A 24,930-nucleotide genomic window follows, 5' to 3' on the forward strand; every position below is an offset into this window, starting at 1 on the left:
TAGGGCTGCTGCATTTTTAATTAATTTATGTCTACCTCAAAGCTACTAGTACACAAGCCATAACTGCATCAAGTCCAAGCTCGTTAATCCGCTTTAACAATTCATCATCATATGTTCCGGGCTGAAGCCAGATGTTTTTAATACCCAATTTTGCAGCTTCTTCTATGACAATCCTCCCTCTTTTAGGGGAAACAACCATATCTATTACTTCGGGTTTTTGTGGAAGCGAGGACAAATCCCTATAGCATTTGTCACCTTCTACAGTCTCATATCCCGGGTTGACAGGATAAACTTCATATCCCCTGTTTTTCAACTTTTTATATATTCTATTGCCATACTTTTCGGGGTCCTGATTTGCACCTACTACTGCCCATACCTTTTTTTCAAGCATTTGTTCTTCATTCATTTGATTTATCCCTTTCTATTTATATTCTTTAGAAAATCTATTTATACTTTTAGTATACCACCTGTTTCAATTATAAAACGGTAATTATGTTCTACGTGTGTACAGGTTTGTACGTGCTATTGCATTTGCCGCTTCCATGCCACTTTTGAGAGCTCCTTGCTGCCATCTGTGTATTGCTGATACGTGTTCTCCTGCAAAGTATACTCTTTCCCCATATTCCGGCAAAGTCATTATCCATGAAAATAATTTTTTCTGCTGGGGTGTAAAATAACAGAATGCACCTCTGAAAAGGGGATCATTATCCCAAACCTGTGTTTTAAAGTCTGTAACAATGTTATTTAGATATCCTTTAGAAAGACCGTGTACTTCTTCAACATTTCTTTTTATTTTGTCAAATCGATCTTCGTCCGTCATATTACCCAGCCTTACAGCATCCAGATTAAAATTATAAGAACCTACAATTACGCCGGGTTCGGCTTCTGTTCTTCTTTGATTAAGTCCCTGCGGAACCTGCCCCCGGCTGGAAGTATACCATATACCAGTTACAGGCAGATCTGTATATGAACCGCCACCGAATATCCCCTGTTCCTCCCAGAATCTCCTGTTGCAGTTAAGCAGGGTCTTTTGAGAGTTGCCGTAGGTTACTTCCTTTATTGCCTGCATTTTTAAACTGCTGAACATAGGAGCTATTTCAAAGGTTCTCAAAACGGAGAAAGGAACTGCACATACAATATAATCAAAATTTTCATATCCTGTTTCCATGAGCTTTGTATTATCATATGTAATGGTTACTCTGCCGTCTTCAAGGCATTTATATATGCCTTTTACCTTTACCCCCTGCTTCCATGTGACTTTACCCAGAAGTTCAGCCGGTATATCCGGATAGTACTCCCAAGGCGCATTACTTATAAATGATCTGTGGAATGCTAAAGGTAAATTTACCATTCCTCCTGTTATTTCATATAGGAACCAGAAATTCACAGGAAAGTACTCCTGCACCAAATCAACATAATTGTGATACAGGAACTCTCCTCCTATTGGAAATAGGTTTGAAAGGAGGTTAATCGCACCCTGACTGAGTTTTTTATATTCAAACATCTGACGCGTATTAAGGCTGTCCCAAAACAACAGTTGCCTGCTATATCGTGGTTTTACCTGAATAACTTCAATTCTGGCAGCCGGAGGAGCTTCAAGAACAGGTGCTTCTATCCCGTAATACCCCAACTCCTGCCAGGATGTTTTTGCTTCCCATGAGGCGAGATCGTAGGTTGGATAAATATACTTCATAACATTTTTACCGTATGGATCATTTCTTGCTCTTCTTTGGTGAAGATATATAAAAGTCTCCGGGTAACTCTGTATAAATGGCCTTGTATCAAGCTTGAATAAATTAATATAATGCCATACTGTCTCATGGTTAACCGGTATTCTCATAGGCCCTAATTCGCCATAAAGTTTTTTTTCCCTATCAAAATAATATGTATAAACCCTTCCGCCTATCCGATCCTCCGATGCCTCTAATATTGTTATATCAAACCCAAGCTTACGAAGCTCATAGGCGGCTGCCATTCCTGCTAGGCCTCCTCCTATAATTCCCACACTTTTTCCTTTAAACTGGCCGGGCTTGGCTATTGATGTAATATTCTCAGATGGTGAAAATGCATTCAAAATATTGCAATAGTCCTCCGGATGACAGGTTCTGTATAATGCATATTTTGCCATGGTCTGACGTTCCTCGAATGACGGATTATCAGGTTGCGGAGGCCTTGGTTCTTTAGAATAAAGAATATTTGGACAAATCATATGCGCTCTCTCAATCTACAGTACTTCTAATTATTTATATGAAAAGTGATTATTTTTTGTGTTTTATTTCACTTTAATATGGGAATTCATATAATATTATATTTAATCTTGGAGGCAATAGTTTATGAATGACGTTATAATAATAGGCGGAGGTCCGGCAGGCTATACAGCTGCTCTCTATAGTTCCAGAGCACAGCTAGACACCCTGGTTATTGAAAAAATGTTTTCGGGTGGTCAAATGGCTACAACGGACGTAATGGAAAACTACCCGGGATTTGAGGAGCCTATCGGAGGCTCCGACCTTGCTTTGAGAATGGAAAAACAGGCTAGAAAATTCGGTACCGTAGTATTAAATGATGAAGTACTTGAGCTTGATCTGGATTCACATATAAAAAAGGTTAAAACAAAAAATAATACTTTTGAAAGTAAAACAATAATTCTTAGCATGGGAGCATCACCAAAAATGCTGGGCCTGCCAAAAGAAGAAAAATTAAGGGGTTCAGGCGTCTCCTACTGCGCAGTATGTGACGGTGCTTTTTTCCGTGGAAAAACAGTTGCAGTTGTTGGAGGCGGTGATACTGCTGCTGAGGATGCACTATATCTGGCAAGATTTTGTCCCAAAATATATATAATTCACAGAAGGGATACAATGAGAGCCACAAAGCTCCTTCAAAACGAGCTGTGTTGTAACAAAAAAATTGAGTTTTTATGGGACTCGGTAGTAGAAGAAATTGAAGGGCAATTTGGTGTTGAAGGCTTGAAAATTAAAAATATCAAAACAGGAGAACAAAGTTCTATAAAAGTAGACGGCTTATTTGTAGCAATTGGTTTAAACCCCAATAATTCCCTTGTAAAGGATAAGGTAGAACTTAGCAAAGATGGTTATGTTATAACCGATGACAGAATGAGGACTAATATTCCCGGTGTATTTGCAGCCGGAGATTTACGTGAGAAGTACCTTAGACAGGTCATTACTGCTGCTGCTGACGGAGCTTCTGCAGCCTACACTGCCGAACAGTATATAAACGAAAATATGAAAAATTTTAAATAAAAAAATTTCCACGACTTTAATCATTTCTTTCGGAAACAATAATTTTGAATTCATTATGAAAGGATGATTGCGATGAAAGTAAAAGATATAATGACCACAAATGTAACTTATGTTGAACCGAACGCTTCTATTCTCGATACTGCAAAGTTAATGCAGCAGCACAATGTAGGGTCAATTCCTGTTTGTGACAAGGGAAGCGTTGTAGGTATGGTAACTGACAGAGATATTGTTGTCAGGAACATTGCTATAGGCAAGAACCCTCAGCAAACACCGGTTAGTGATATTATGACAACCGGTATAACTTCTGTCAGCCCTGACATGGATATGTCACAGGTTACCAAAATGATGGCTGATAGCCAGATAAGAAGAGTACCTGTAGTTGACCAGAACAATCTTGTAGGTATTGTTGCACTGGGCGATGTGGCTACTGATGCAAAATTTGACACTGAGGTTGCCGACACTCTTACTGAAATTTCAAGACCTTCAAAGCCTCAGTAAAACTATTGAGGTAGTCTAAACAAGGCTTCATCAGATGAAAATCTGATGAAGCCTTGTTTATTATTTTAGCCTTTTTTTCCGGTGTAGATGAGAATTGCATCTCTCAGGAATTCTGCCGTACCCGGTTGTTCCTTATCATAATATGCTCTGAATCTTTCGTCATCTACATACATTTGGGCAAGCCCTGCATGAGCCTCACTGCTGTAACTTGGCCACGAAAAGCCAAGCCATTGACGATGGAGGTCAGCAGCTTTCTGTGCAAGTTCTCCCGACGGATCTCCTGTTTTAAAGGCCTGCTTTAATGTCTCCTGAACAAGGGCTGTAAGTTCTTCAAGTTCCTTATATTGTTCCTCTGACATACCCCTTAATTTATCGTATGATTTATTCACAGTCTCTTCGCCGTACTTTTCACGGATTTCCTCTCCATATTTCCTGTCATTTTCATTAAGAATCTTTTGTTTGAATCCCTCAAATTTCTCTTTATCAGTCATTTCAATTCTCCCTTCATTGGCAGCTATTGTTTTATCAATAGTCCTTATTAACTGCTCCAACTGGTTTTTCTTTTCCAAAAGCTTTCCTCGGTGGTCTTGTAAAGCTGAAATACAGTCATATTCCGGATCATTCACAAATTCTCCAATTTTATCGAGTTCCACACCCAGTTCACGATAAAACAAAATGTGCTGAAGCTTGTCTATTTCCTCCTGACCATATATACGGTATCCCGATGAATTTATTCTCGCCGGCTTGAGAATACCTATTTCATCATAGTACCTGAGTGTCCTTGTACTTACACCGGCTATTTGAGCCAGCTTTTTTATTGTGTATTCCATAGCTTTTAAACCTCCTGACAGGATTAATATACACCTTTACGTTGCGTGAATGTCAACATTGTTTTAAAAAATTATTCACCAAATATTAGTTTAAAACATACAATATAAACAGTATTCCCTTTTACATATTTATGGAGGTAATGATGAGCTATACATATCCATCCGGCCAGCCCCAAGGCACTGCACGTAAGGTTACCAACAGGCTAAGAGAAATAATGATTGCAGAATTAATTGCTATTAACGGGTACCAAAGACACATTGCTAATTCCTACATGATAAATGTAAACGAGGTCTGGCATCGTATAATGCTAGATGAAATAAGGCACTATGAAACCGTTCTCAACCTTCTGAGAAAATATGACCCTGTCCAGTATAAAGCTTCTTTAGAACAACACGAGGATTATCTGAAGCCAAAATCACCCATGCAATTGTACAATCCATCTTATGAAAAGCAAATAATACTAAATAATATAAGAGAAGATATTAAGGGAGAATTGGAAGCCGTAATACTTTATGAGGAAGAAATTGAGGCATATTCTTCCTACAAGGATATAAAAATTGCAATTCAATCTATAATTGATGATGAAAAAGAACACACAGAACATTTAACTCAAGTTCTCAAAAAGTATGAAAATGAGCAATTTATCTATATAAAAGAAAAAGGAAAGAGTGAATCACACAAACATAGTAAACCGTAAATTTTCCCACGTTTTGAATTACATAGAATACTGAATAAAACCAATAATAATTTAATAAATAAATTTTTATTGGGAAGGTAATTACTTTGTTTAAAAAACTGTCAAGGTTCATAAAATTTGTTAATGATGTAAGAAGCAAGCAAAGCGATAATAACAAGCCTTCACCTGATAATGTGTCTTATGTAGGTAATCATCAAAGCTTAAATGATTCTTTGGACGAAAATTCACAAAAGCTAAAAGCAGCCTTGGGCAAAAGTGATGACATCATATTCAGAGAGTTTTATTTTGGAGTAAAGCATCAAACTAAAGCTCTAATCAGCTTCATTGACGGAATGGGGGATAAGAAGCTGATACTTGAATATGTTGTTAAATCTCTAATGGTTAACATCCATATTACAGACCCCCATGGTAAACTTGTAGATAAGCGGAACATGTTTGATGATATCAAAAAATATATCCTAAGTATTGTCGAAGCAACTGAAGTAAGCAATTTAGATCAAGCCATCGACGCAATTTTATCAGGTAATACACTTCTGTTAATAGACGGATGTAATCTGGGATTCTCAGTAAGTGCAAAAGGCGGAGAAAGCAGAAGTATACAACAACCTGAGACTGAAGTTGTTATTCGTGGTTCACGAGAGGCTTTCGTAGAAACACTCAGGGTTAATACTTCTCTGATACGTAAAACAATCAAAAACCCCAACCTTATTTTTGAAACCCTTGTAGTCGGCAAGCAGACCCGAACTGATGTTTGCGTTGCATATATTCAGGGAATTGCCAACGACAAGGTTGTTCAGGAAGTACGGGACAGGATAAATCGAATAGACACCGATGTCGTACTGGAATCAGGTTATATCGAGCAGTTCATTGAGGATAATCCCCTTTCCCCTTTTGCAACTATAGGAAACAGCGAAAGGCCAGACAAGGTTTCTGCAAAACTTCTTGAAGGAAGGGTCGCAATTTTCTGTGGAGGAACCCCTATTGTATTGACAGTACCCTATACTTTTGTTGAGTCACTTCAAGTACCGGAGGATTATTATTCCCGGCCGTATCTGACCAACCTTGTAAGGATACTGAGGGTTCTGGCTTTATTTATAACTCTTACCCTGCCTGCAGTATATATTTCACTTACCACCTTCCATCAGGAAATGGTCCCCCCCGTCCTTCTTGTTACCTTTGCTGCTGCGAGAGAAGGAATTCCTTTTCCTGTTATGGTTGAGACTCTTATTAGTGAGATTATATTTCAGTTCCTGCGTGAATCCGGAATAAGGATGCCTAAAGCTGTTGGTACGGCAGTGAGTATTGTTGGTACTCTTGTTATAGGACAAGCCGCTGTTGAAGCAGGAATAATTGGCGCACCTATGGTCATCATAACAGCATTGTCAGCTATTACAAGTTTTATACTCCCGTCCATTTACGATGCTTTAATAATTTTGAAATTTCTAATGATTTTTATCAGCAGTGCTTTTGGGCTTTTTGGCGTTATCGTAGGTATGTTCTGCATATTGGCACATATGTGTTCCCTTAGAACCTTCGGAACACCATTTATGTCACCTTTGGCCCCTATAAACTGGAGCGACTTGAAGGACAGCATTCTCAGATTTCCCCTCTGGATTATGAAGAACCGTCCTAAAGCTATTACATGGAAAAAGTCTAGCCGGCAAGCATCAAAACAAATGCCCAATAAGCCTGACAAGAAAAAAGGAGGGAAAAAATATTGAATAAAAAGATTGTTGCAATAACAGTTATCATTACCTTTTCTGCAATGCTTCTAACAGGCTGTTGGGACCGTAAAGAACTGAATCAATTGGGAATTGCAATGGCTATAGGGTTGGATAAGGGAGATGACGGCAGAATCCAATTAACAAGTCAGATAGTCCGTCCTGCAGCAATGGAAAAAAAAGGCGGTGGAAAAGAACCTCCTTATGAGCTAGTCATTTCGTCAGGAGACTCTATATTTGAAGCAATCAGACATACAGTTAAGGAATTTGACAGGAGAAGCTTTTTCTCTCATATTAAAGTAATAGTCGTTGGTGAGGACTATGCACGAGAGGGCCTTGGAGACACAATTGACTTCATAACCCGCAGTCATGAATTGAGAAAAACAACATGGCTTATCGTTGCTTCAGACTGCAAAGCCTCCGATGTACTTGGCGTTAAACATGGACTTGAAAAGGTACAGGCAAACTATATGGAAGGCATACTCAAATCTCAGAAGATAGAGTCAAGTTCCGCAGTCTCTAAAGTAATAGATTTTATAAAGACAATGCCCGGTGAAGGAAGCAACCCTGTTACCGGTGTTTTTTCGTTGATTGATGTTAAAAGTGTCCCTGCAGAAGGAACAGAACCAGAGCAACGCAAAGGACTAAGTCTTACCGGATCAGCACTATTTAAAAAGGATAAACTGGTGGGGTTTCTTGATAATAAAGAAACTCTTGGTCTGAATATTTTGACCGGAAAATGCAAAAAGACATCCATGAATGTACAAGCTCTTAGTAATAAAGCCGACAGTCAAGTTACAATTGAACTGATAAAAATTAAATGTTCTGTCAAACCATCCATCAATGATAAAGGTAATATATCATTTGATGTTGCAATAAAAGCAGAGGGAAATATGACTGAAGTCAAGCAAGACCTTGATGTGACTAATCTACAGCTTTTTGAACAAATTAACAATAATTTTTCAAATTATATAAAACTTTTAACTAGCAAAACAATAAAGGACATACAGGAAAATATGAAAACAGATGTATTTGGTTTTGGAAGAGCTTTAGAAATAAAGTACCCTAAAACCTGGAGTAAAATAAAAAGCAAATGGGATGATGAGATATTTCCTAATGTATCATATACAGTCGAAGTAGCCACTTGTCTCAACAGAACCGGACTGACCTTAAAACCACTCAATGCTAAAAAGCTTGGTAAGTAAAAGTAGCCTTTAGTTTTTATTACCTGAAATCAGTCTTATCAGTGATAGTACCGCATAGTATAAAGCTACGGCTACTAAGATAAAAGCATATCCCCATGCCGAAAATGCTATTATACTTTGCCCTATCCCTGTCTCTATTGTGTCATTTATTATTTTTGTGATAAACTTCATCATACTTCTTCTCTTCTTCCCTAACTTTTATTTATTTTGAATATTTAAATCCTTATTACAATATCTTTTTAGATGAAATATCAATAAAAGCATTATAGGAACTATATTGCTAACTGGAACCCATTGCTGCCAGTACTGCGGTACAAGGTATTTTACATGAAACGGATAATTGGGCTCGTATATTTTTGAATACCACATAATGAAAACAGCCAATGGAATTAAAACCCATCTGTAATCTTTTATATGAAATAATTCTGCAAAGATTAAGACTGCCGAATAGTAAAACAATATGGTTAGATAGAATCCACCCATAAATACAAGAATAACTCCTATTGCATCAAGGTTAGTAATTATATCTCCTATACTAATGAGTTTGATTACCTCCAGGAACGGTATAGTTGCATTGGAAGTATAATTAGTACCCATTGAAGTAACCATTATAATAAGGGAAACAGTTAGATTTACCCCTGTCAATGCTAGTGCCCAGTAAGTTGTTTTTTTTACTTCCTTTATCGACCCGTTATACTTCCAGAACTGAAAAAACACATAAACCAAACCGAAGGGAAAGTTAATTCCTATTGGATAAAAAGCCTTTAGTATAGGTTTGAACCCCCCTTGAAATACAGGCAGCAGTTCTTTTAGATTTATTTGTTTTGATGCAATTATCATAATATAGATAGATATTATTAATAAAATTACTACAGGAAATATTATTTCCGCAATACGTCCCAGAGTCTCTATCCCTAAAAAAAGCACATAAATAATTGCTATATAAAAAATAATCTGTATTACCAGATTGGGTGTATCCTGGAGGAATGTTACATTTATCAGATCAGCAAATTCACTTGTGGTTCTGGTGGCATTAAAAGTATATATCATAAAATAAATAAATCCCAATGGCCATCCCAAAGTTTTACCCAGAATGGATTGAGTTATTCCCACAATGTTCTTTTCAGGATATTTACTGTATATGGATGTATACAACCAGACCAAACCCATTCCGGCAATTGTTGAAATTATATCTACAATCCAGGCATCTCTTTTTGCTTCAATACCTAAAGCCCATAGATTGGTGCTGCCTATCTGTCCCATCATTATCAGACAGAAAAGTTGGTTCTTACTTATTTTCTCCATAATAAACCACTCATTCTTATTTTTTATTTCAATATTATGCGCATTTGTATTAATGTGTATTCGGCGGTGTTTTTTACCATTTTTTAAACTCCCATTCTTACATTAGACAATCCCGCATATATTTCTTTAGAGGGAGGTTTAGCATGTTTATCTTAATAAATAGGAACAGATTATTCTCAATCTTCACAATTTTTATAATGTCCATTGCTCTCTTTTTTGCAGTTAATACTTATGTTATCAAAGGGAGTTTTACAAGGCATGCAGCTAATAACCAACAACAATTTCTGATATTGATACATATAGATGAAAAAACACTTTACTTATTTGAAAACGATAAATGTATAAAGAAATACCCTATTGCATCGGGAAAACCCGGATGGCCCTCTCCAATAGGAGAATGGAAAATAGTTGAAAAAAGCCAATGGGGAAAAGGTTTCGGCGGAAGGTGGCTGGGCTTGAATGTCAGATGGGGTAATTATGGGATTCATGGTACAAAAAACGAAGCCTCAATTGGAAGGTCGGCAAGTCATGGATGCATACGTATGTATAATAGGGACATAAAAGAGCTATATGATATAGTGCCTTTGGGAACAGCAGTTGTTATACGCAACGGTCCATTTGGGCCCTTTGGAATGGGATTCAGAAATTTGAAACCGGGAGACAGGGGATCAGATGTTCTGGCCGTTCAAGAAAGACTAAAACAATTGGGATATTTTAATGGTTATGAATCAGGTATATATGAGGATGATTTAAAAGAGGCTATCTTTCAATTTCAAAAAGATCATAATCTTAAAGTAAAAGTTACAATTTCCACGCCAGATTATAATGCAATGGGTTATTCGGAATTTGAATAGGATTTTAGAAAGGCTATGGGCATACTGTCTGAAATTACTGGAATTCCCAATTTGCCTTGATTCTCAGTTGGATGGCAGGAAAATCAAAACCGTAAAATGGCCCTCCCATTCACTTCTAATAGTCGTTAAGCGTGGTGAACAGGAGATTATCCTAAAAGGAGATACCTTTTTACAATCAGGCGATTATCTTGTTATGCTTACAAATGAGGATAGAGTTTTAAAAATTAATGATTTGATGCTAACATTAACCGAAAGCAAATAAAATAAACCCCTCAATATTAGTCTACAATTTGGCCATGCTTTTCGTAATTGGTTTTACAAGTAATACGATTATTTTCGTCAACAAATACTACATTGGGTTTATGCTTCTGGGCTTCTTCCCTGGTCATCTGTGCATATGCCATGATAATAACTTTATCACTTATTTGTGCATATCTGGCAGCTGCACCATTTAGACAAATCACACCCGAACCCTTCTCACCAGCAATTGTATATGTTTCCAACCTTTTACCGTTATTAATATTTACTACGCAAACTTTTTCATATTCCATAATCCCCGCTGCTTCCAAGAGATCTTCATCTATAGTGATACTTCCTACATAGTTTAATTCTGCCTGCGTAACTGTAGCTCTATGGATTTTTCCGCTTAATAATGTAATATTCATACCTGCACCTCGTATAAAATCAATTAGATTGTTTAATCGGGTATAAAAGAAAAATTGTCAATTAGTCTGACATTTCCTATATAAACCGCCATTGCTATTAGAACAGGTCTGTCTATAGTATCAACCTGCTGCATTGTCATTGCGTCTACAGCTTTTAAATAATCTATCCTTGCTAACGGCTCCTGGTCTATGATATCTTTCATCTTCTTTAAAAGAAGATCTACTTCCCTGCATCCTTCTTTAACCATATCTTTACCGGCGAAGATTGATTTACTTAGTGCCAACGCCGCTCTTCTTTCTTCACTGTTCAGGTAAGTATTTCGCGAGCTTTTTGCAAGACCGTCTTTTTCTCGGATAATGGGGCAGCCGACAATTTCAACATCCATGCTTAAGTCCTTTACCATTCTCTTTATGATAGCCAACTGCTGTGCATCCTTCTCTCCAAAATAAGCTTTGTCCGGATTTACAATATTGAGCAGCTTATTTACAACAGTGCATACTCCCTTAAAGTGCACAGGGCGGCTAAGCCCGCATAAATCCTCGCTCAGAACCGATATGTCCACAGAAGTACAGAAGCCCTCAGGATACATCTCTCCCGGTTCAGGGTTGAATATTAAATCCACACCTAATTCCTCGCAATACTTTGAATCCTTTTCCAAGTCTCTGGGATACTTGTCCAAATCCTCTGTAGGCCCAAACTGCATGGGATTTACAAATATACTCACTACTACTTTAGAATTTTCACGGGCTTTGATAATAAGGCTTCCATGGCCTTCATGCAAATATCCCATAGTAGGAACAAAGCCGATTGACAAGCCTTGTTTTTTCCAAGCATTTACTATATTTTTTACTTCATTTATCGTCTTGACTACTTTCATAACTTATCCTCCGAAATCAACTTCTCAATAACCGCTGCATCTATCTTATAAGAATGTTCTTGTTCCGGAAAAGTTGAGTTCTTTATTTCACTAATATATCTTCTAAATGCCGATTTCATCTCCGAACCTATATCAGCATATTTTTTTACAAATTTAGGAGCAATATCCGAATAAATACCCAGCATATCCTGATATACAAGTACCTGCCCATCACAGTATTTTCCTGCACCTATTCCGATTGTGGGTATAGACAGCTTATTGGTAATAATTTTTGAAAGTTCTGCCGGAACACATTCCAGTACAACAGCAGTAGCACCGGCAGCTTCAACAGCTTTGGCATCATCAATTAATTTAATGGCAGCTGCTTCATCTTTACCCTGTACTTTAAATCCACCAAAAGAATTTATGGATTGGGGTGTCATACCCAAATGGGATACCAAAGGTATTTTTGCATCTACAATTGCTTTTATCTGAGGACATACTTCCTTGCCACCTTCAAGCTTTACTGCATGTGCATTTCCTTCCTTTATCAATCTTCCTGCATTTACAACAGCATCGTAAACAGAAGTATGGTAAGACATAAACGGCATATCTGCAATAATAAATGCAAACTTACTTCCCCTTGATACGGCCGCTGTATGGTGTATCATGTCCTCCATTGTAACCGATAAAGTATTCTCATAGCCAAGCATAACCATACCCAGTGAATCCCCCACCAGAATACAATTAACTCCTGCTTCATCCATCAATTTTGCTGTTGAATAATCGTAAGCTGTAAGCATACTGATTTTATCGCCGTTTCTTTTCTGATTTTGAATAGACGCAGCTGTATTTTTTATTCTATTTCCTTCTACTGTCATTCCATCAACGCCCCTATCGTATTTACTTAATTTTGCCCTAAAAGGTCTTCTAATTCAATGTAATTTTTTTCAGGGTTTTTTATTTTGGCTATTTTAACTAATTTTCTGGATAATGAAATATATATATTTTTTTCTTCTTCTGATAAAGCCTGAAGATGCTTTCGTACGGTCATTATATCATTACGCTCAACAGGCCCTGTTAATGCCTCTGACAATCCTTGTTTCTCAATATTTTCAATGGCATGACCCATTAGAAAAAGAACGGATTTTATAGCTTCATCCCGGGTAAAACCACATTGCTCCAGAAGGTCTGCGCCCTGCCCGGCAAGTGCTATTGGCTGATTACTGGCAAAAACCGCTGCAGCATGATATTTAATTTTTTGGGTCGAATCAATTATTCTGGTACTGTTTCCAAGTCTTTTGAAGAATTCTTCAACTTCCTGCAAACGCTCCCGGCTTCCTTCAATTGTTATCAACGCATCATACAGTTTTTTATATGAGGAGGTTTTGCTGCTACACGAAAAAAGAGGATGAATTGAATAACCAAATGCCCCTTTCTCGCCAATCCCCTTAAATACATCCGAAGACAAGGCTCCAGAGCAATGACAGATTATTTTACCTTCAATAGATAGATCTTTTATATCTCCCCATACGTTTTGTATAGTATTATCAGTGGTTGTAATAAATATAATATCACTGCATTTAACAAGCTCGCTTAATGATGTATATACTACCGACAGTGTAAAATCCGCTGCTTCCATTGCAGCATTTATATCAGTATCATAATACCCCGTCAGTTCTATGTTATTTTGTTCAAAGTATTTTCCAAGAGTATTGCCGACTTTTCCCGCTCCAATAAATCCTACGTTCATTACAAGTAACCTCAATAAGCATATTTGGTTAAATACCCAGCCTTATTATATGTATAATATACTTTTTCGAAGTGTACTTGTCAACCTTTTACAAATATCGCAAATTCGTACCTCTTTGTACATTTATTCTACAGTTGTTACCTTAGTACTGACAGACACCGACTTTGGTTTGTGAGGATTACTTCTTTTTAACAAGAAACAGATAGGTACCGCAATCAGCACTATAACCATAGATATGAAATAAACATCATTTATACCCATTACAAAGGACTTATCACTTATAAAATCCTTGCTCAGTTTTAACGCATCACCTGTTTTTACAAGGTCAACAGCATGCTGTTTTGCCTGAAAAGTCAGTAATGATGTGAAAATACCTATTGATAAACAGCCTATACTTTGAGTCACCCAGTTATTAACGGAAGAACCGTTACCTACAAGTTTCCTATCCAAAGAAGACATGCCTATATTAGTCACAGGAGAAGTCGCCAATGCTATTCCGATATTACGGAGCATCATGCATAATACTATATAGGTATGACTGCTATCCACAGTTAAATGAGATAAAAAATATGATCCCACTGCCATTGAAATTACTCCTGTTATAACAAATATTCTAGGGTCAATACGGTCGCATAGTTTTCCCACAATCAACATGCTTAATGCCATAACCAATGAAGATGGAAGGAGAATCAATCCGGCATCCAAAGCTGAAACATGTTGAGCATTTTGTAAAAATAACGGCGTCAACAATGACCCTGCATATAGGCCCATTGTAATGACACTCCTGATTATAACACTAACAGTGAACCCTTTGTTTTTAAATATACTCAAATTTAGTATAGGATTCTTGGCCTTCAATTCACGGATTATAAATACTGACAAAACTGTCAAACCTACTGCCATAAATATTATAGTTTTAAGGGAAGTCCAACCCCATTTTGCAGCCTCGCTAAATGTTGTCAATAGCAAGATGCTTGCTGCCAAGCATGTTGTAAAACCAAACAAGTCAAAACTCACAGGTGGATTCAGCTTATAAAACGGGATAGCTTTGATAATTAATAATATCGCAACTATTCCAAAAGGTATATTGATTAAAAAGATTGCTTTCCAATTAAATACTTGTATGAGCCAGCCACTTAATGTAGGCCCGAATGCAGGGGCAAGCATTGCAGAAAGACTCCATAAACTTATTGAAAATCCTTGCTTTTCTCTGGGTACAACCTGATAAATAATTGACATGGTTGAAGGAACCGCAAACCCATTGAAAATGCCCTGAAATATACGAAAAACTATTAAGGATTGTACATTCCAGGAAGCTATACATAATAATGAGCATACTGTAAATCCGGTAATTGAAATCAGGTATGTTCTTTTATAACTGAATTTTTCTCCAAAAAAGCAGGTTATCGGTGCCATAATTCCGGTTGCCAGCATAAAGCCAGTCATAGTCCATTTCACCATATCAAGACTGGTATTAAACTGACTCATTAAATAAGGTAATGCTATATTAATAGTACTGGAAGCGAGACTCATGAGAAATGCGCCTGTGACTAATGCAGTCATTAATAATGCGTAATTTAATTTGCTTTTTTCATTGGTTTCCATTAAATAACTCCTAATATTAAACTTAGTAATTGATTATATGTCAATATTGACATATAATATGTTATATATTACTCTTGTATTTTTAATATGTCAATAATGACATATTGGATAAGGAATGCTTATGAACAAATTATCTTATGGATTGCTTAGCTTTTTATCAACTGAACCAATGACAGGGTATGATTTAATGCTTAAGCTGAATCAGTTCTGGCGTACTACCCATAGTGCAATATACCCTTTGCTTGCTGAACTGGAAGAAAAACAATACGTTATATATACGTTGGTTGGCCAAAATAGCAAGCCTGATAAGAAGGTTTACGAAATAACCGAACCCGGCAGAGAAGTTCTCAAAGGATGGATTTCGTCTCCAACTGATGAAGCGGTTAGAAAAGATGAAATGATGCTAAAAATTTATTGTATACAAGGTTTTGACGGTGCAACTATTGAAAAGCTAATTAATGAAATGGAAGAAAGGTATCAAAAGCAGCTTATTAGATATACTGAGTCGCTGAATAAACTGATATCCGGTGTTAACAATAAATTTGATTCCTTTAAATCACAGGGATTCGGCTCTTATTTGCTGCTTGAGAAAGCAATATGTGACGTAAAATTATCAATAAGGTGGTGCAAATGGATTCGTGATATATATAATCGCAATAAGGAAATTGACTGCACCCACGATAATTTTAGAGGATTTCAGGAAAATTAATTTAGTTAAATAAAAGCAGGCATTGTAAAATGCCTGCTTTTTTATACATTACTATTATTAAAATTCAAATTTATTTTCAAAATATGCCGCAAGATCTTCAATTTTGATTCTAACCTGTTGCATTGTATCTCTGTCTCTTATTGTAACACTCTTGTCTTCAAGTGAATCAAAATCAAAAGTAATACAATATGGTGTTCCTATTTCATCCTGTCTTCTGTATCTCTTACCTATGCTTCCTGTTTCATCATATTCACAGTGATATGTCTTAGTTAACATATGGTAAACCTTCTCTGCTTCTTCGCCCAATTTCTTTGAAAGCGGAAGAACAGCTATCTTTACAGGTGCTATAGCAGGATGGAATTTTAAAACAGTTCTTACATCACCCTCTGCAACTTCCTCTTCGTTATAAGCATCACACAGGAAAGCCAGTGTAACTCTGTCAGCACCCAAAGACGGCTCTATACAATATGGAACATACTTCTCATTTGTAGTAGGGTCAAAGTATGACAAGTCATCTTTTGCATGGGTCATGTGTTGTTTCAAGTCAAAGTCAGTTCTGTCTGCAATTCCCCAAAGCTCTCCCCAACCAAATGGGAAAAGGAACTCAATATCAGTAGTTGCATTACTGTAGTGTGAAAGTTCTTCCTTTTCGTGGTCACGAAGCTTCAGATTTTCCTTTGTCATATTCAGGCTTAGGAGCCAGTTATAACAGAAATCCTTCCAATATTTAAACCATTCAAGGTCTTTTCCGGGTTCACAGAAGAATTCAAGTTCCATCTGTTCAAATTCTCTGGTTCTGAATGTAAAATTACCGGGTGTTATTTCATTTCTAAAAGACTTACCTATCTGTCCGATACCAAAAGGTATTTTTTTTCTGGTTGTACGCTGTACATTCTTGAAATTAACAAAAATACCTTGTGCAGTTTCCGGTCTCAAAAATATTTCAGCCTTTGAGTCTTCAGTAACACCTTGAAAAGTCTTGAACATAAGGTTGAACTTTCTGATTTCAGTGAAGTTTGCAGATCCACATCCAGGACATTTTACACCTTTATCCTTTATGTATTGCATTAATTCTTCATTTTTCAGACCATCAACTCTGAACTCAATATTATTTTCTGCATTCCAATCTTCAATAAGTTTATCTGCCCTATGACGTGTTTTACAATCCTTACAGTCAATTAAAGGATCACTGAAACCGCCTACGTGACCTGAAGCCACCCACACCTGAGGATTCATAAGTATTGCACAGTCAACTCCTACATTGTATGGACTTTCCTGTATAAATTTACGCCACCAGGCTTTTTTTACGTTATTTTTAAGCTCTACGCCAAGAGGACCGTAGTCCCATGCATTTGCCAATCCTCCGTATATATCGGAACCTGGGTAAACAAACCCTCGGTTTTTAGCTAATGCAACTATTTTTTCCATTGTCTTTTCAGCTGCCACTTTACAACGCCCCCTATTTTATCCCGCTCTTTGTTCTAACATAAGTTATTTTATCCTCTGCTATCTCATGTATAGCAATAGTAACTTCTTTATCGGAGTTAAACTTAGTCATCTTGCTTGATCCGTCTACTAATTGTCTTGCCCTTTTTGCAGCTTCAACTGCTAATGTGTACCTACTGTCAACTTTTTTCATCAATTCATTAATTGAAGGATAAATCATTATATAATACCTCCCGTATTACTTGAATAAACTTTCTATCATTTCAATATTTCTGGATGGCTTTAACCGCTCGCTATCTAAAACCTTTTCTATATTCAAAACTGCTTCATCAACACTGTCATTTAAAATTAAATAGTCATATTTTGAAACATATTTAATTTCGTTGGCAGCCTTTTGCAATCTTTTTTCTATAACGTCAGTACACTCTGTAGCTCTGCACTCTATTCTCCTTCTTAATTCATCAAAGGACGGCGGCAGAATAAATATAAGTACGGAATCAGGGTACTTTTGCTTTATTTCAAGAGCCCCTTCAACGGTTATTTCCAATATTATGTCCATACCGTTTTCCATGCAGGAATCAACATATGACTTTGGTGTTCCATAGTAATTGTCACAGTACTTATCCCACTCGATGAGGGCATCATTCTTTATCATATCCAAAAATTTGCTTTCTGAAACAAAGAAATAGCTCTGGCCCTCAATTTCACCTTCACGTGGTTTTCTGGTAGTAGCTGAAACAGAATACCTTACATTTTCCCTTTGAGACAACAACTTTTTGCATACCGTACCCTTTCCTGTTCCTGAAGGTCCGGACACTACAACTAATAGGCCTTTTTGTTGCATGATTTCCTCCTACTCAGTAACTGAATCTTCATCAGTTTCGTTGTCATCGTTGTCCTTGGTATTTAATCTGTGGGCTACTGTTTCAGGCTGTACCGCTGATAAAATTATATGGTCGCTGTCGGTAATTATTACTGCTCTTGTTCTTCTTCCGTATGTTGCATCAATCAACATACCTCTGTCTCTTGCTTCCTGAATAATTCTTTTAATTGGTGCCGACTCCGGGCTTACAATTGCCACAAGTCTGTTAGCGGAAACAATATTCCCAAAGCCAATATTTATAAGCTTCATACGATCCTCCTGATATCTATTCCATATTCTGAATTTGTTCTCTTATTTTTTCTGCTTCACTCTTTAATTCCAAAACGTTCTTAGTAATAATTATGTCATTTGATTTTGAACCGATTGTATTTATTTCCCTGTTTATTTCCTGAACCAAAAAGTCAAGCTTTCTTCCAATAGGCTGTTTCTTTATATTTAATATATCTCTTAACTGTGTTAAGTGACTTCCCAGTCTTACCAATTCCTCATCTATACCACACCTATCAGCAAATATTGCCACTTCCATTGCAATCCTGTTTTCATCTACTGTTTGCTGATTCAGCAATTCTTTTATCCTGTATTCCAGCTTTTGCTTATATTCAGTGACAACCTGAGGACTTCTTTGAGAAATATCTGATATAATGGTTTCCATATAATCAGCTTTCTGAAGTAGGCTGTTTCTTAATTCATTTCCCTCTTTTTCTCTCATTTGGAGAAGCGAAGCTATTGCCAAGTCCAATGCTTTTTTAAGAACAGACCATAAATGTTCTTCATCATCTTCATTTTTCTCTATTCTTAAAACATCCGGAAAACGGGAAATAAGTGATACACTCAAGTCATCCTTCAAGCTATATTTTTCCTTGAGCTTTTCAACTGCCTGTATGTAAGCACTTGCCAGTGGCTCATCAAGTGTAACACTTCTGGAATTATCTGAGCGGTCTTCGAAGGATATAAATATATCTACTTTACCTCTAAAAAGGCTTTGAGAAGCTACTTCTCTGACTCTTTCCTCAAGATAACCAATCTGTCTCGGTAATTTTATATAAAAATCTATATAACGATGGTTTACAGTTTTTATTTCTACAGTAAATTCTTTGCCATTATCACTAAAGGTTCCTCTACCGAAACCTGTCATACTCCTAACCATATATGCCTCCGGTAACTGGGATAAAATTTAACCCAAAATATAACTATTAATCCCGCTTAGTATTATAACACAAATTTGCAGAATTTAAAGGATAAATTACTACTTTTCATATATTTTTATCAATTTACTTCAATTTACTTATGTTTTTAATTTGTTGCAATATTTCCTAAAATAATGTGTTATTACTCAAATTTATAAAAAATAAAATGGAGGACATTATCCCCCATTTATATAATAGACATATTATCAGAGATTTATAACATTTTCAATTGCTTGTTGAACCCTGGTTTTATCAAAGGGTTTAACAATAAAATCTTTAGCTCCCATTTTTATTGCATCTATTACCATAGCCTGCTGCCCCATTGCCGAAACCATTATTATCTTGGTAGCAGGGCTTACTTCCAATATTTCCTTGATTGCCATAATTCCATCCATCTCCGGCATTGTGATGTCAAGAGTCATTATATCAGGTTGATTGCGCTTTGCCTGTTCTATAGCTTCTCGGCCATTGGCACCTTCACCCACTACATGATAGTTTATATTTTCTTCAATCATTCTTTTTATTAAGGTTCTCATAAATACTGCATCGTCAACAACAACAAATTTAAGTTCTCCCATTAGACACATCTCCTAATTCATACATCAAAAGTGATAAAGCTACCATTCCGGCAGTTTCCGTGCGTAGGATTCTTGGCCCCAGAGATATCTTCTTAACCCCTCTGTCTTCTGCCAGTTGAACTTCTTTTTCTTCAAACCCGCCTTCAGGACCAATGATAATACTTCCACTGGTAATTCCTTCATAACGGGGTACAATATTTTTAAGCCCAACCGCACTTTCCTTTTCATAAGGTATAACTGCCAGTTCAGCTTGAGATGCCATTTCAACAGCCTCTTTAAAGGTTATGGGATAGAGAATATTGGGAATCGTTCCCCTATTACACTGCTTTGCTGCCTCTCTTGCTATCTTTTGCCATCTCGCAAGCTTATTTTTAGCATCCTTATCAGTATTTATCCTTGAAACGCAACGTTCTGTAATTACAGGAACTATTTCCCATACTCCAAGTTCAACACATTTCTGTATAATTAACTCCATCTTGTCCGACTTTGGCAAGCCCTGAAACAAGGTAACTTTTAATGGCGATTCTGTAAAATTTTTATTTACATCTGTTATTACACACGAAATTGAACTATCATTTATTTTTTCTATTTCAGCCGTGTAGTCAAATCCTCCACAGCACACAGTTACTTCGTCCTTTATCTGAGCCCTTAGCACTTTTTTTAAATGCTGAAAATCTTCACCGATAATGTTAATTCTGCCATTAGCTATTTGAGCTTCTTCTACAAAGTATCTGGACATTTAAACACCATTGCCACCCATTCTCCCATTTCAAGGGTTTCTATCCGTGACATCCCGTTTTTTTCACACGTATCTATTACTTCTTGTTTTCTTTCTTTGATAATACCTGAAGTAATAAACAAAGATTCCTTTTTTAAATAATAAGGTATTAGCGAGGACAAGTCAATAATTACATTTGCTATTATATTAGCTACTATTATATCGTATTTATGATCTTCCTGCTTCAAATCAGACAATATAGCCTTATATGCCGATACTTTTGATATTTCCTGATTCAGCTCGATATTTTCCTTGGCAACTTTTACAGCAACTTCATCTATATCAATAGCTTCAACTGTTTTTGCACCAAGTTTCGCTGCTATTATTGAAAGGATACCCGTACCACAGCCGATATCAAGGACCTGTGTGTTATCCTTCATGTACTTATCAAGCAATATAGAACACATCTGTGTTGTTTCATGTGTCCCTGTTCCAAAGGCCATTCCGGGGTCCATTTGTATTATTATTTCATCACCTTTGGGACTATAATCTTCCCAAGTTGGTTTTATTACTATTCTATCTGTAAGCTGAAGGGGTTTATAGTACTTTTTCCAAGCTGTAGACCAATCCTCATCATCTACTTCGCCGTATCCCTCAAGACCTTTTCCAATATTTAAAAATTGGGAAATATTTCCCAATCCATCATTTATTTTCTTTAATAGCTCGTCTATATTATTTCCGCTCTGGAAATATGCCTGTATAATAACGTCCTCACCTAATGATTCAAGGAATTCATCATCTGCATAGTCCAGAGTATTTGGCTTTAATATTTCTTTTTTTATATCAAAAGGGTCCTTGATAGCCACGCCTCCGGCACCCATTGTAGTAAGCATTTCAGAAACCGCATCACTTGCTTCGTCAGTAGTACTTACACGTATTTCATACCATTTCATATTATTCCGTTTGCCTCCATGAGCAGTAAAATTCTTAATTATTTAAACGCATCCTTCATTTTGTCAAAAAAGCCTTTTCTCTGCTCGTGGGATTCATCGTCACTGATTTCAGCAAATTCCCTCAGCAATGCTTTTTGTTTGTCATTGAGTTTTTTCGGAACTTCAATATTTACCTTAACATACTGGTCTCCACGTCCATTCCCTCTCAAATAAGGGATTCCCTTGCCCTTTAATCTGAAAACAGAGCCTGTTTGAGTTCCTTCCGGTACGGTATATTTAACTTTTCCGTCAAGGGTAGGTACTTCTAATTCAGCACCTAATGCTGCCTGTGTAAATGTAATGGGTACATCACATACAACATTATTTCCCTGTCTTGAGAATAACGGATGAGGCTTTACACGGATGTTAACATACAAATCTCCGTTTGGGCCACCTTTTAATCCCGGGTCTCCACCACCTCTTAATGAAATGGTCTGGCCGTCATCAATTCCCGCAGGAATATCTATTTTTATTTTCTTTGTACTCCTCAGTCTGCCTTTTCCGTTACAAGCAGGACAAGGCTCTGTAATAATCTTTCCTTCACCTTTACATGCATCACATGTTTTAGTGTTTATAAATTGCCCGAATGGTGTGTTTTGTTTTACCTGAACCTGCCCTGTTCCGTTACAATGACTACAGGTTGTTACATTACTTCCGGGTTTGGCTCCTGATCCGGTACATTTTGAACATAATTCCATTTTGCTTACATTTATTTCCCGTTCAATACCAAAGGCAGCTTCTTCGAAGCTGATCTCCATAGAGTATTTAATGTCAGCACCCTTTTGAGGACCTCTTCTTGTTTTGCTTCTTCCTCCAAAGCCTGAGCCTCCAAAGAAAGTTTCAAATATATCTCCGATTCCTCCAAAGTCAAAATCAGAAGAGAAACCTCCTGCACCGCCAAATCCGTTAGGGTCTGTTCCAGCATGACCGAACTGGTCGTACCTGCCCCGTTTCTGAGAATCACTAAGAATCTCATAGGCTTCATTTACCTCTTTGAACTTTGCTTCTGCAGTCTTATCTCCTGGATTGACGTCCGGGTGGTACTTTTTTGCAAGATTTCTATATGCTTTTTTTAGTTCAGCATCAGAAGCGTTTCTCTCAACGCCCAATACTTCGTAATAATCTCTTTTTTCTGCCATCCAATTCAACTCCCGTCTCATTACACAGCAAACCAGCAACCTAAAATAAGCCAGAGCTGTATTATGTAAGCTTTGGCGTTTATAAAAACCTTATGCTGTTAATGCTGTTAATGCTGTTAATGCTATAGGGGCTTTTTAAGCCCCTATACATTATTATATATTTATTTATCATCGTCAACTACTTTATAGTCTGCATCAACAACATTATCATCCTGTGCTGCTCCAGCTGCTCCCTGTTGTCCTCCAAAACCAGCAGCTCCAGCGTCTGCCTGTGCTCCTTGAGTCTGTTGATATATTTTTGAGGATATATCATAGAAGGACTGCTGTAATTCTTCGGTAGCTTTCTTTATTGCTTCGGTATCAGTACCTTTAAGGGCATCCTTTACCTTGTTTACTCCGCTTTCAATCTTTGACTTGTCTTCAGCAGATACTTTATCGCCAAGATCTTTTAATGACTTCTCTGATTGGTAAACCAAGGAATCTGCATTATTTCTAACATCGATTTCTTCTTTACGCTGTTTGTCTTCCGCAGCAAATTTTTCTGCTTCTTTTACAGCCTTGTCTATATCGGAATCAGACAGGTTAGTTGAGGCAGTTATTGTTATCTTCTGCTCGTTACCTGTTCCAAGGTCTTTTGCGGATACATGAACTATACCGTTTGCATCTATATCAAAAGTAACTTCGATTTGTGGTACACCTCTTGGTGCTGATGGAATACCTGTAAGCTGGAATCTTCCAAGAGACTTGTTGTATTGAGCCATTTCTCTTTCGCCCTGCAATACATGAATCTCAACACTTGTCTGTCCGTCTGCCGCTGTGGAGAATACCTGACTCTTCTTGGTAGGAATAGTTGTATTTCTTTCAATCAGCTTTGTGAATACTCCGCCAAGTGTTTCAAGTCCAAGTGATAATGGTGTAACATCCAGAAGCAGAAGTCCGGTTACATCACCTGTCAATACACCCGCCTGAATTGCAGCACCAACGGCAACACATTCATCAGGATTAATTCCCTTGAAAGGATCTTTTCCTAAGTACTTCTTTACTGCTTCCTGAACTGCAGGAATTCTTGTAGAACCACCAACTAATAGAATTTTGTCTATCTTGTCAGGTGTAAGTCCTGCATCCTGCATAGCCTGTCTTGTAGGACCCATAGTATTTTCAACCAAATCAGCTGTAATTTCATCAAATTTTGCTCTAGTAAGAGTTACATCAAGATGCTTTGGTCCTGTTGCATCAGCAGTTATAAACGGCAGGTTTATATTTGATGAAGTCACACCGGAAAGTTCTATTTTTGCCTTTTCAGCTGCTTCCTTCAATCTCTGCATTGCCATTTTGTCGTTTTTGAGATCTATTCCACTTTCCTTTTTGAATGTATCAACAAGGAAATCTATTACTCTCTGGTCAAAGTCATCTCCGCCAAGTCTGTTGTTACCGTTTGTTGCAAGAACTTCGAATACGCCGTCTCCGATTTCAAGTATGGATACGTCGAATGTTCCTCCACCTAAGTCATAAACCATTATTTTCTGGTCATGCTCTTTGTCAAGACCATATGCCAAAGCTGCTGCTGTAGGCTCGTTTATAATTCTGAGAACTTCCAATCCCGCAATTTTACCGGCATCCTTTGTTGCTTGTCTTTGAGCATCGCTAAAGTATGCAGGTACGGTGATTACAGCCTGAGTTATGGTTTCACCAAGATAAGCTTCCGCATCAGATTTAAGCTTTTGAAGAACCATTGAGGATATTTCCTGTGGTGAATATTTCTTACCATCTATATCAACCTTACGGTCGGTTCCCATATCTCTCTTTATTGAAATAATTGTTCTTTCCGGATTTGTGATAGATTGTCTTTTTGCGACTTGCCCTATCATACGTTCACCTGTTTTTGAAAATGCAACAACAGAAGGGGTAGTTCTATTTCCTTCCGGATTTGCAATAACAACAGGCTCACCGCCTTCCATAACTGCCACACATGAATTTGTGGTACCTAAATCTATACCAATTACTTTTGACATAAATAATACCCTCCT

28 protein-coding genes are annotated in these 24,930 nt (G+C 37.2%); 8 read left to right on the top strand and 20 right to left on the bottom strand.

Features of this window, described 5'->3' with window-relative positions; translation table 11 throughout:
- Positions 1-31 precede the first annotated feature (31 nt).
- Both CLO1100_RS10135 and CLO1100_RS10140 read right to left on the bottom strand, forming a co-directional pair.
- The gene (locus tag CLO1100_RS10135; RefSeq protein WP_014313660.1) at positions 32-406 is read right to left on the bottom strand and encodes a CoA-binding protein; all 375 of its coding nucleotides are present in this window, start codon (positions 404-406) and stop codon (positions 32-34) included.
- 84 nt (positions 407-490) lie between these two features.
- Positions 491-2,209, bottom strand: coding sequence for an FAD-dependent oxidoreductase (locus CLO1100_RS10140; protein WP_014313661.1), 1,719 nt, complete (start codon positions 2,207-2,209; stop codon positions 491-493).
- Positions 2,210-2,333: 124 nt separating this feature from the next.
- On the opposite strand from CLO1100_RS10140, the gene trxB reads away from it, so the two are divergent.
- Both trxB and CLO1100_RS10150 read left to right on the top strand, forming a co-directional pair.
- The gene (trxB, locus tag CLO1100_RS10145) at positions 2,334-3,260 is read left to right on the top strand and encodes a thioredoxin-disulfide reductase (protein WP_014313662.1); all 927 of its coding nucleotides are present in this window, start codon (positions 2,334-2,336) and stop codon (positions 3,258-3,260) included.
- Between the two features lie 72 nt (positions 3,261-3,332).
- The gene (locus CLO1100_RS10150) at positions 3,333-3,758 is read left to right on the top strand and encodes a CBS domain-containing protein (RefSeq protein ID WP_014313663.1); all 426 of its coding nucleotides are present in this window, start codon (positions 3,333-3,335) and stop codon (positions 3,756-3,758) included.
- 65 nt (positions 3,759-3,823) lie between these two features.
- On the opposite strand, the gene CLO1100_RS10155 is transcribed toward CLO1100_RS10150, so the two are convergent.
- Complete coding sequence (locus CLO1100_RS10155; RefSeq protein ID WP_014313664.1) at positions 3,824-4,588, bottom strand: MerR family transcriptional regulator; 765 nt, start codon at positions 4,586-4,588, stop codon at positions 3,824-3,826.
- 143 nt (positions 4,589-4,731) lie between these two features.
- On the opposite strand from CLO1100_RS10155, the gene CLO1100_RS10160 reads away from it, so the two are divergent.
- The 3 genes from CLO1100_RS10160 (at position 4,732) to CLO1100_RS10170 (ending at position 8,212) form a co-directional block, all read left to right on the top strand.
- Positions 4,732-5,286 carry a ferritin-like domain-containing protein gene (locus CLO1100_RS10160; RefSeq protein WP_014313665.1) on the top strand — a complete coding sequence of 185 codons (555 nt, stop codon included), beginning with the start codon at positions 4,732-4,734 and terminating at the stop codon, positions 5,284-5,286.
- An 86-nt stretch (positions 5,287-5,372) separates the two neighbouring features.
- On the top strand, positions 5,373-7,007 hold the full coding sequence (locus CLO1100_RS10165) for a spore germination protein (RefSeq protein WP_014313666.1): 1,635 nt from the start codon (positions 5,373-5,375) through the stop codon (positions 7,005-7,007).
- Positions 7,004-8,212, top strand: coding sequence for a Ger(x)C family spore germination protein (locus CLO1100_RS10170; protein ID WP_014313667.1), 1,209 nt, complete (start codon positions 7,004-7,006; stop codon positions 8,210-8,212). Before CLO1100_RS10165 ends, CLO1100_RS10170 begins: the two co-directional genes overlap by 4 nt.
- A 9-nt stretch (positions 8,213-8,221) precedes the next feature.
- Here the strand turns inward: CLO1100_RS10170 and CLO1100_RS20790 are convergent, their stop codons facing one another.
- Positions 8,222-8,386 (bottom strand): hypothetical protein, encoded by a 165-nt coding sequence (locus tag CLO1100_RS20790; RefSeq protein ID WP_014313668.1) that lies wholly within the window; start codon positions 8,384-8,386, stop codon positions 8,222-8,224.
- Between the two features lie 24 nt (positions 8,387-8,410).
- Entirely contained in the window at positions 8,411-9,517 is a 1,107-nt protein-coding gene (locus CLO1100_RS10175) for a GerAB/ArcD/ProY family transporter (RefSeq protein WP_014313669.1), read from the bottom strand.
- Positions 9,518-9,660: 143 nt separating this feature from the next.
- Here CLO1100_RS10175 and CLO1100_RS10180 point away from each other — a divergent pair, with 143 nt between their 5' ends.
- Positions 9,661-10,371: a L,D-transpeptidase family protein gene (locus CLO1100_RS10180; RefSeq protein ID WP_014313670.1), complete on the top strand. Its 711-nt coding sequence runs from the start codon at positions 9,661-9,663 to the stop codon at positions 10,369-10,371.
- The gene (locus CLO1100_RS10185) at positions 10,364-10,633 is read left to right on the top strand and encodes a TrkA C-terminal domain-containing protein (RefSeq protein ID WP_041700212.1); all 270 of its coding nucleotides are present in this window, start codon (positions 10,364-10,366) and stop codon (positions 10,631-10,633) included. Before CLO1100_RS10180 ends, CLO1100_RS10185 begins: the two co-directional genes overlap by 8 nt.
- Positions 10,634-10,649: 16 nt before the next feature.
- On the opposite strand, the gene panD is transcribed toward CLO1100_RS10185, so the two are convergent.
- From panD to CLO1100_RS10210, 5 genes are all read right to left on the bottom strand, one after another.
- Positions 10,650-11,036, bottom strand: coding sequence for an aspartate 1-decarboxylase (gene panD / locus CLO1100_RS10190; RefSeq protein WP_014313671.1), 387 nt, complete (start codon positions 11,034-11,036; stop codon positions 10,650-10,652).
- A gap of 32 nt (positions 11,037-11,068) precedes the next feature.
- Positions 11,069-11,914: a pantoate--beta-alanine ligase gene (gene panC, locus CLO1100_RS10195; RefSeq protein WP_014313672.1), complete on the bottom strand. Its 846-nt coding sequence runs from the start codon at positions 11,912-11,914 to the stop codon at positions 11,069-11,071.
- Positions 11,911-12,774 carry a 3-methyl-2-oxobutanoate hydroxymethyltransferase gene (panB, locus tag CLO1100_RS10200; RefSeq protein WP_014313673.1) on the bottom strand — a complete coding sequence of 288 codons (864 nt, stop codon included), beginning with the start codon at positions 12,772-12,774 and terminating at the stop codon, positions 11,911-11,913. Before panB ends, panC begins: the two co-directional genes overlap by 4 nt.
- A 26-nt stretch (positions 12,775-12,800) precedes the next feature.
- On the bottom strand, positions 12,801-13,646 hold the full coding sequence (locus tag CLO1100_RS10205) for a Rossmann-like and DUF2520 domain-containing protein (RefSeq protein WP_014313674.1): 846 nt from the start codon (positions 13,644-13,646) through the stop codon (positions 12,801-12,803).
- 123 nt (positions 13,647-13,769) lie between these two features.
- Positions 13,770-15,251: an MDR family MFS transporter gene (locus tag CLO1100_RS10210; RefSeq protein ID WP_014313675.1), complete on the bottom strand. Its 1,482-nt coding sequence runs from the start codon at positions 15,249-15,251 to the stop codon at positions 13,770-13,772.
- A 121-nt stretch (positions 15,252-15,372) separates the two neighbouring features.
- Here CLO1100_RS10210 and CLO1100_RS10215 point away from each other — a divergent pair, with 121 nt between their 5' ends.
- Positions 15,373-15,960 carry a PadR family transcriptional regulator gene (locus CLO1100_RS10215; protein ID WP_014313676.1) on the top strand — a complete coding sequence of 196 codons (588 nt, stop codon included), beginning with the start codon at positions 15,373-15,375 and terminating at the stop codon, positions 15,958-15,960.
- A gap of 57 nt (positions 15,961-16,017) precedes the next feature.
- Here CLO1100_RS10215 and CLO1100_RS10220 read toward each other — a convergent pair whose 3' ends face one another.
- The 10 genes from CLO1100_RS10220 to dnaK all read right to left on the bottom strand — a co-directional run bounded on the left by CLO1100_RS10220 (position 16,018) and on the right by dnaK (position 24,915).
- Entirely contained in the window at positions 16,018-17,406 is a 1,389-nt protein-coding gene (locus CLO1100_RS10220; RefSeq protein ID WP_014313677.1) for a glycine--tRNA ligase, read from the bottom strand.
- Between the two features lie 13 nt (positions 17,407-17,419).
- Complete coding sequence (gene rpoZ / locus CLO1100_RS10225) at positions 17,420-17,626, bottom strand: DNA-directed RNA polymerase subunit omega (RefSeq protein ID WP_014313678.1); 207 nt, start codon at positions 17,624-17,626, stop codon at positions 17,420-17,422.
- 18 nt (positions 17,627-17,644) lie between these two features.
- Positions 17,645-18,253, bottom strand: a complete 609-nt coding sequence (gene gmk / locus CLO1100_RS10230) for a guanylate kinase (RefSeq protein WP_202946041.1) — start codon at positions 18,251-18,253, stop codon at positions 17,645-17,647.
- A gap of 6 nt (positions 18,254-18,259) precedes the next feature.
- On the bottom strand, positions 18,260-18,538 hold the full coding sequence (locus CLO1100_RS10235) for a DUF370 domain-containing protein (RefSeq protein ID WP_004617885.1): 279 nt from the start codon (positions 18,536-18,538) through the stop codon (positions 18,260-18,262).
- Between the two features lie 16 nt (positions 18,539-18,554).
- Positions 18,555-19,436, bottom strand: coding sequence for a YicC/YloC family endoribonuclease (locus CLO1100_RS10240; protein WP_014313680.1), 882 nt, complete (start codon positions 19,434-19,436; stop codon positions 18,555-18,557).
- 246 nt (positions 19,437-19,682) lie between these two features.
- A complete protein-coding gene (locus CLO1100_RS10245) occupies positions 19,683-20,054 on the bottom strand; it encodes a response regulator (protein WP_014313681.1) in 372 nt (123 codons plus the stop codon).
- A complete protein-coding gene (locus CLO1100_RS10250) occupies positions 20,041-20,793 on the bottom strand; it encodes a 16S rRNA (uracil(1498)-N(3))-methyltransferase (protein WP_014313682.1) in 753 nt (250 codons plus the stop codon). Before CLO1100_RS10250 ends, CLO1100_RS10245 begins: the two co-directional genes overlap by 14 nt.
- Positions 20,775-21,725, bottom strand: coding sequence for a 50S ribosomal protein L11 methyltransferase (gene prmA / locus CLO1100_RS10255; RefSeq protein ID WP_014313683.1), 951 nt, complete (start codon positions 21,723-21,725; stop codon positions 20,775-20,777). The genes CLO1100_RS10250 and prmA overlap by 19 nt, the downstream gene beginning before the upstream one ends.
- A 38-nt stretch (positions 21,726-21,763) precedes the next feature.
- Positions 21,764-22,903, bottom strand: a complete 1,140-nt coding sequence (gene dnaJ / locus CLO1100_RS10260; RefSeq protein WP_014313684.1) for a molecular chaperone DnaJ — start codon at positions 22,901-22,903, stop codon at positions 21,764-21,766.
- Between the two features lie 161 nt (positions 22,904-23,064).
- On the bottom strand, positions 23,065-24,915 hold the full coding sequence (dnaK, locus tag CLO1100_RS10265; RefSeq protein WP_014313685.1) for a molecular chaperone DnaK: 1,851 nt from the start codon (positions 24,913-24,915) through the stop codon (positions 23,065-23,067).
- Between the last annotated feature and the right edge of the window lie 15 nt (positions 24,916-24,930).

The organism is Clostridium sp. BNL1100, assembly GCF_000244875.1.
Classification (GTDB): domain Bacteria; phylum Bacillota; class Clostridia; order Acetivibrionales; family DSM-1351; genus Ruminiclostridium.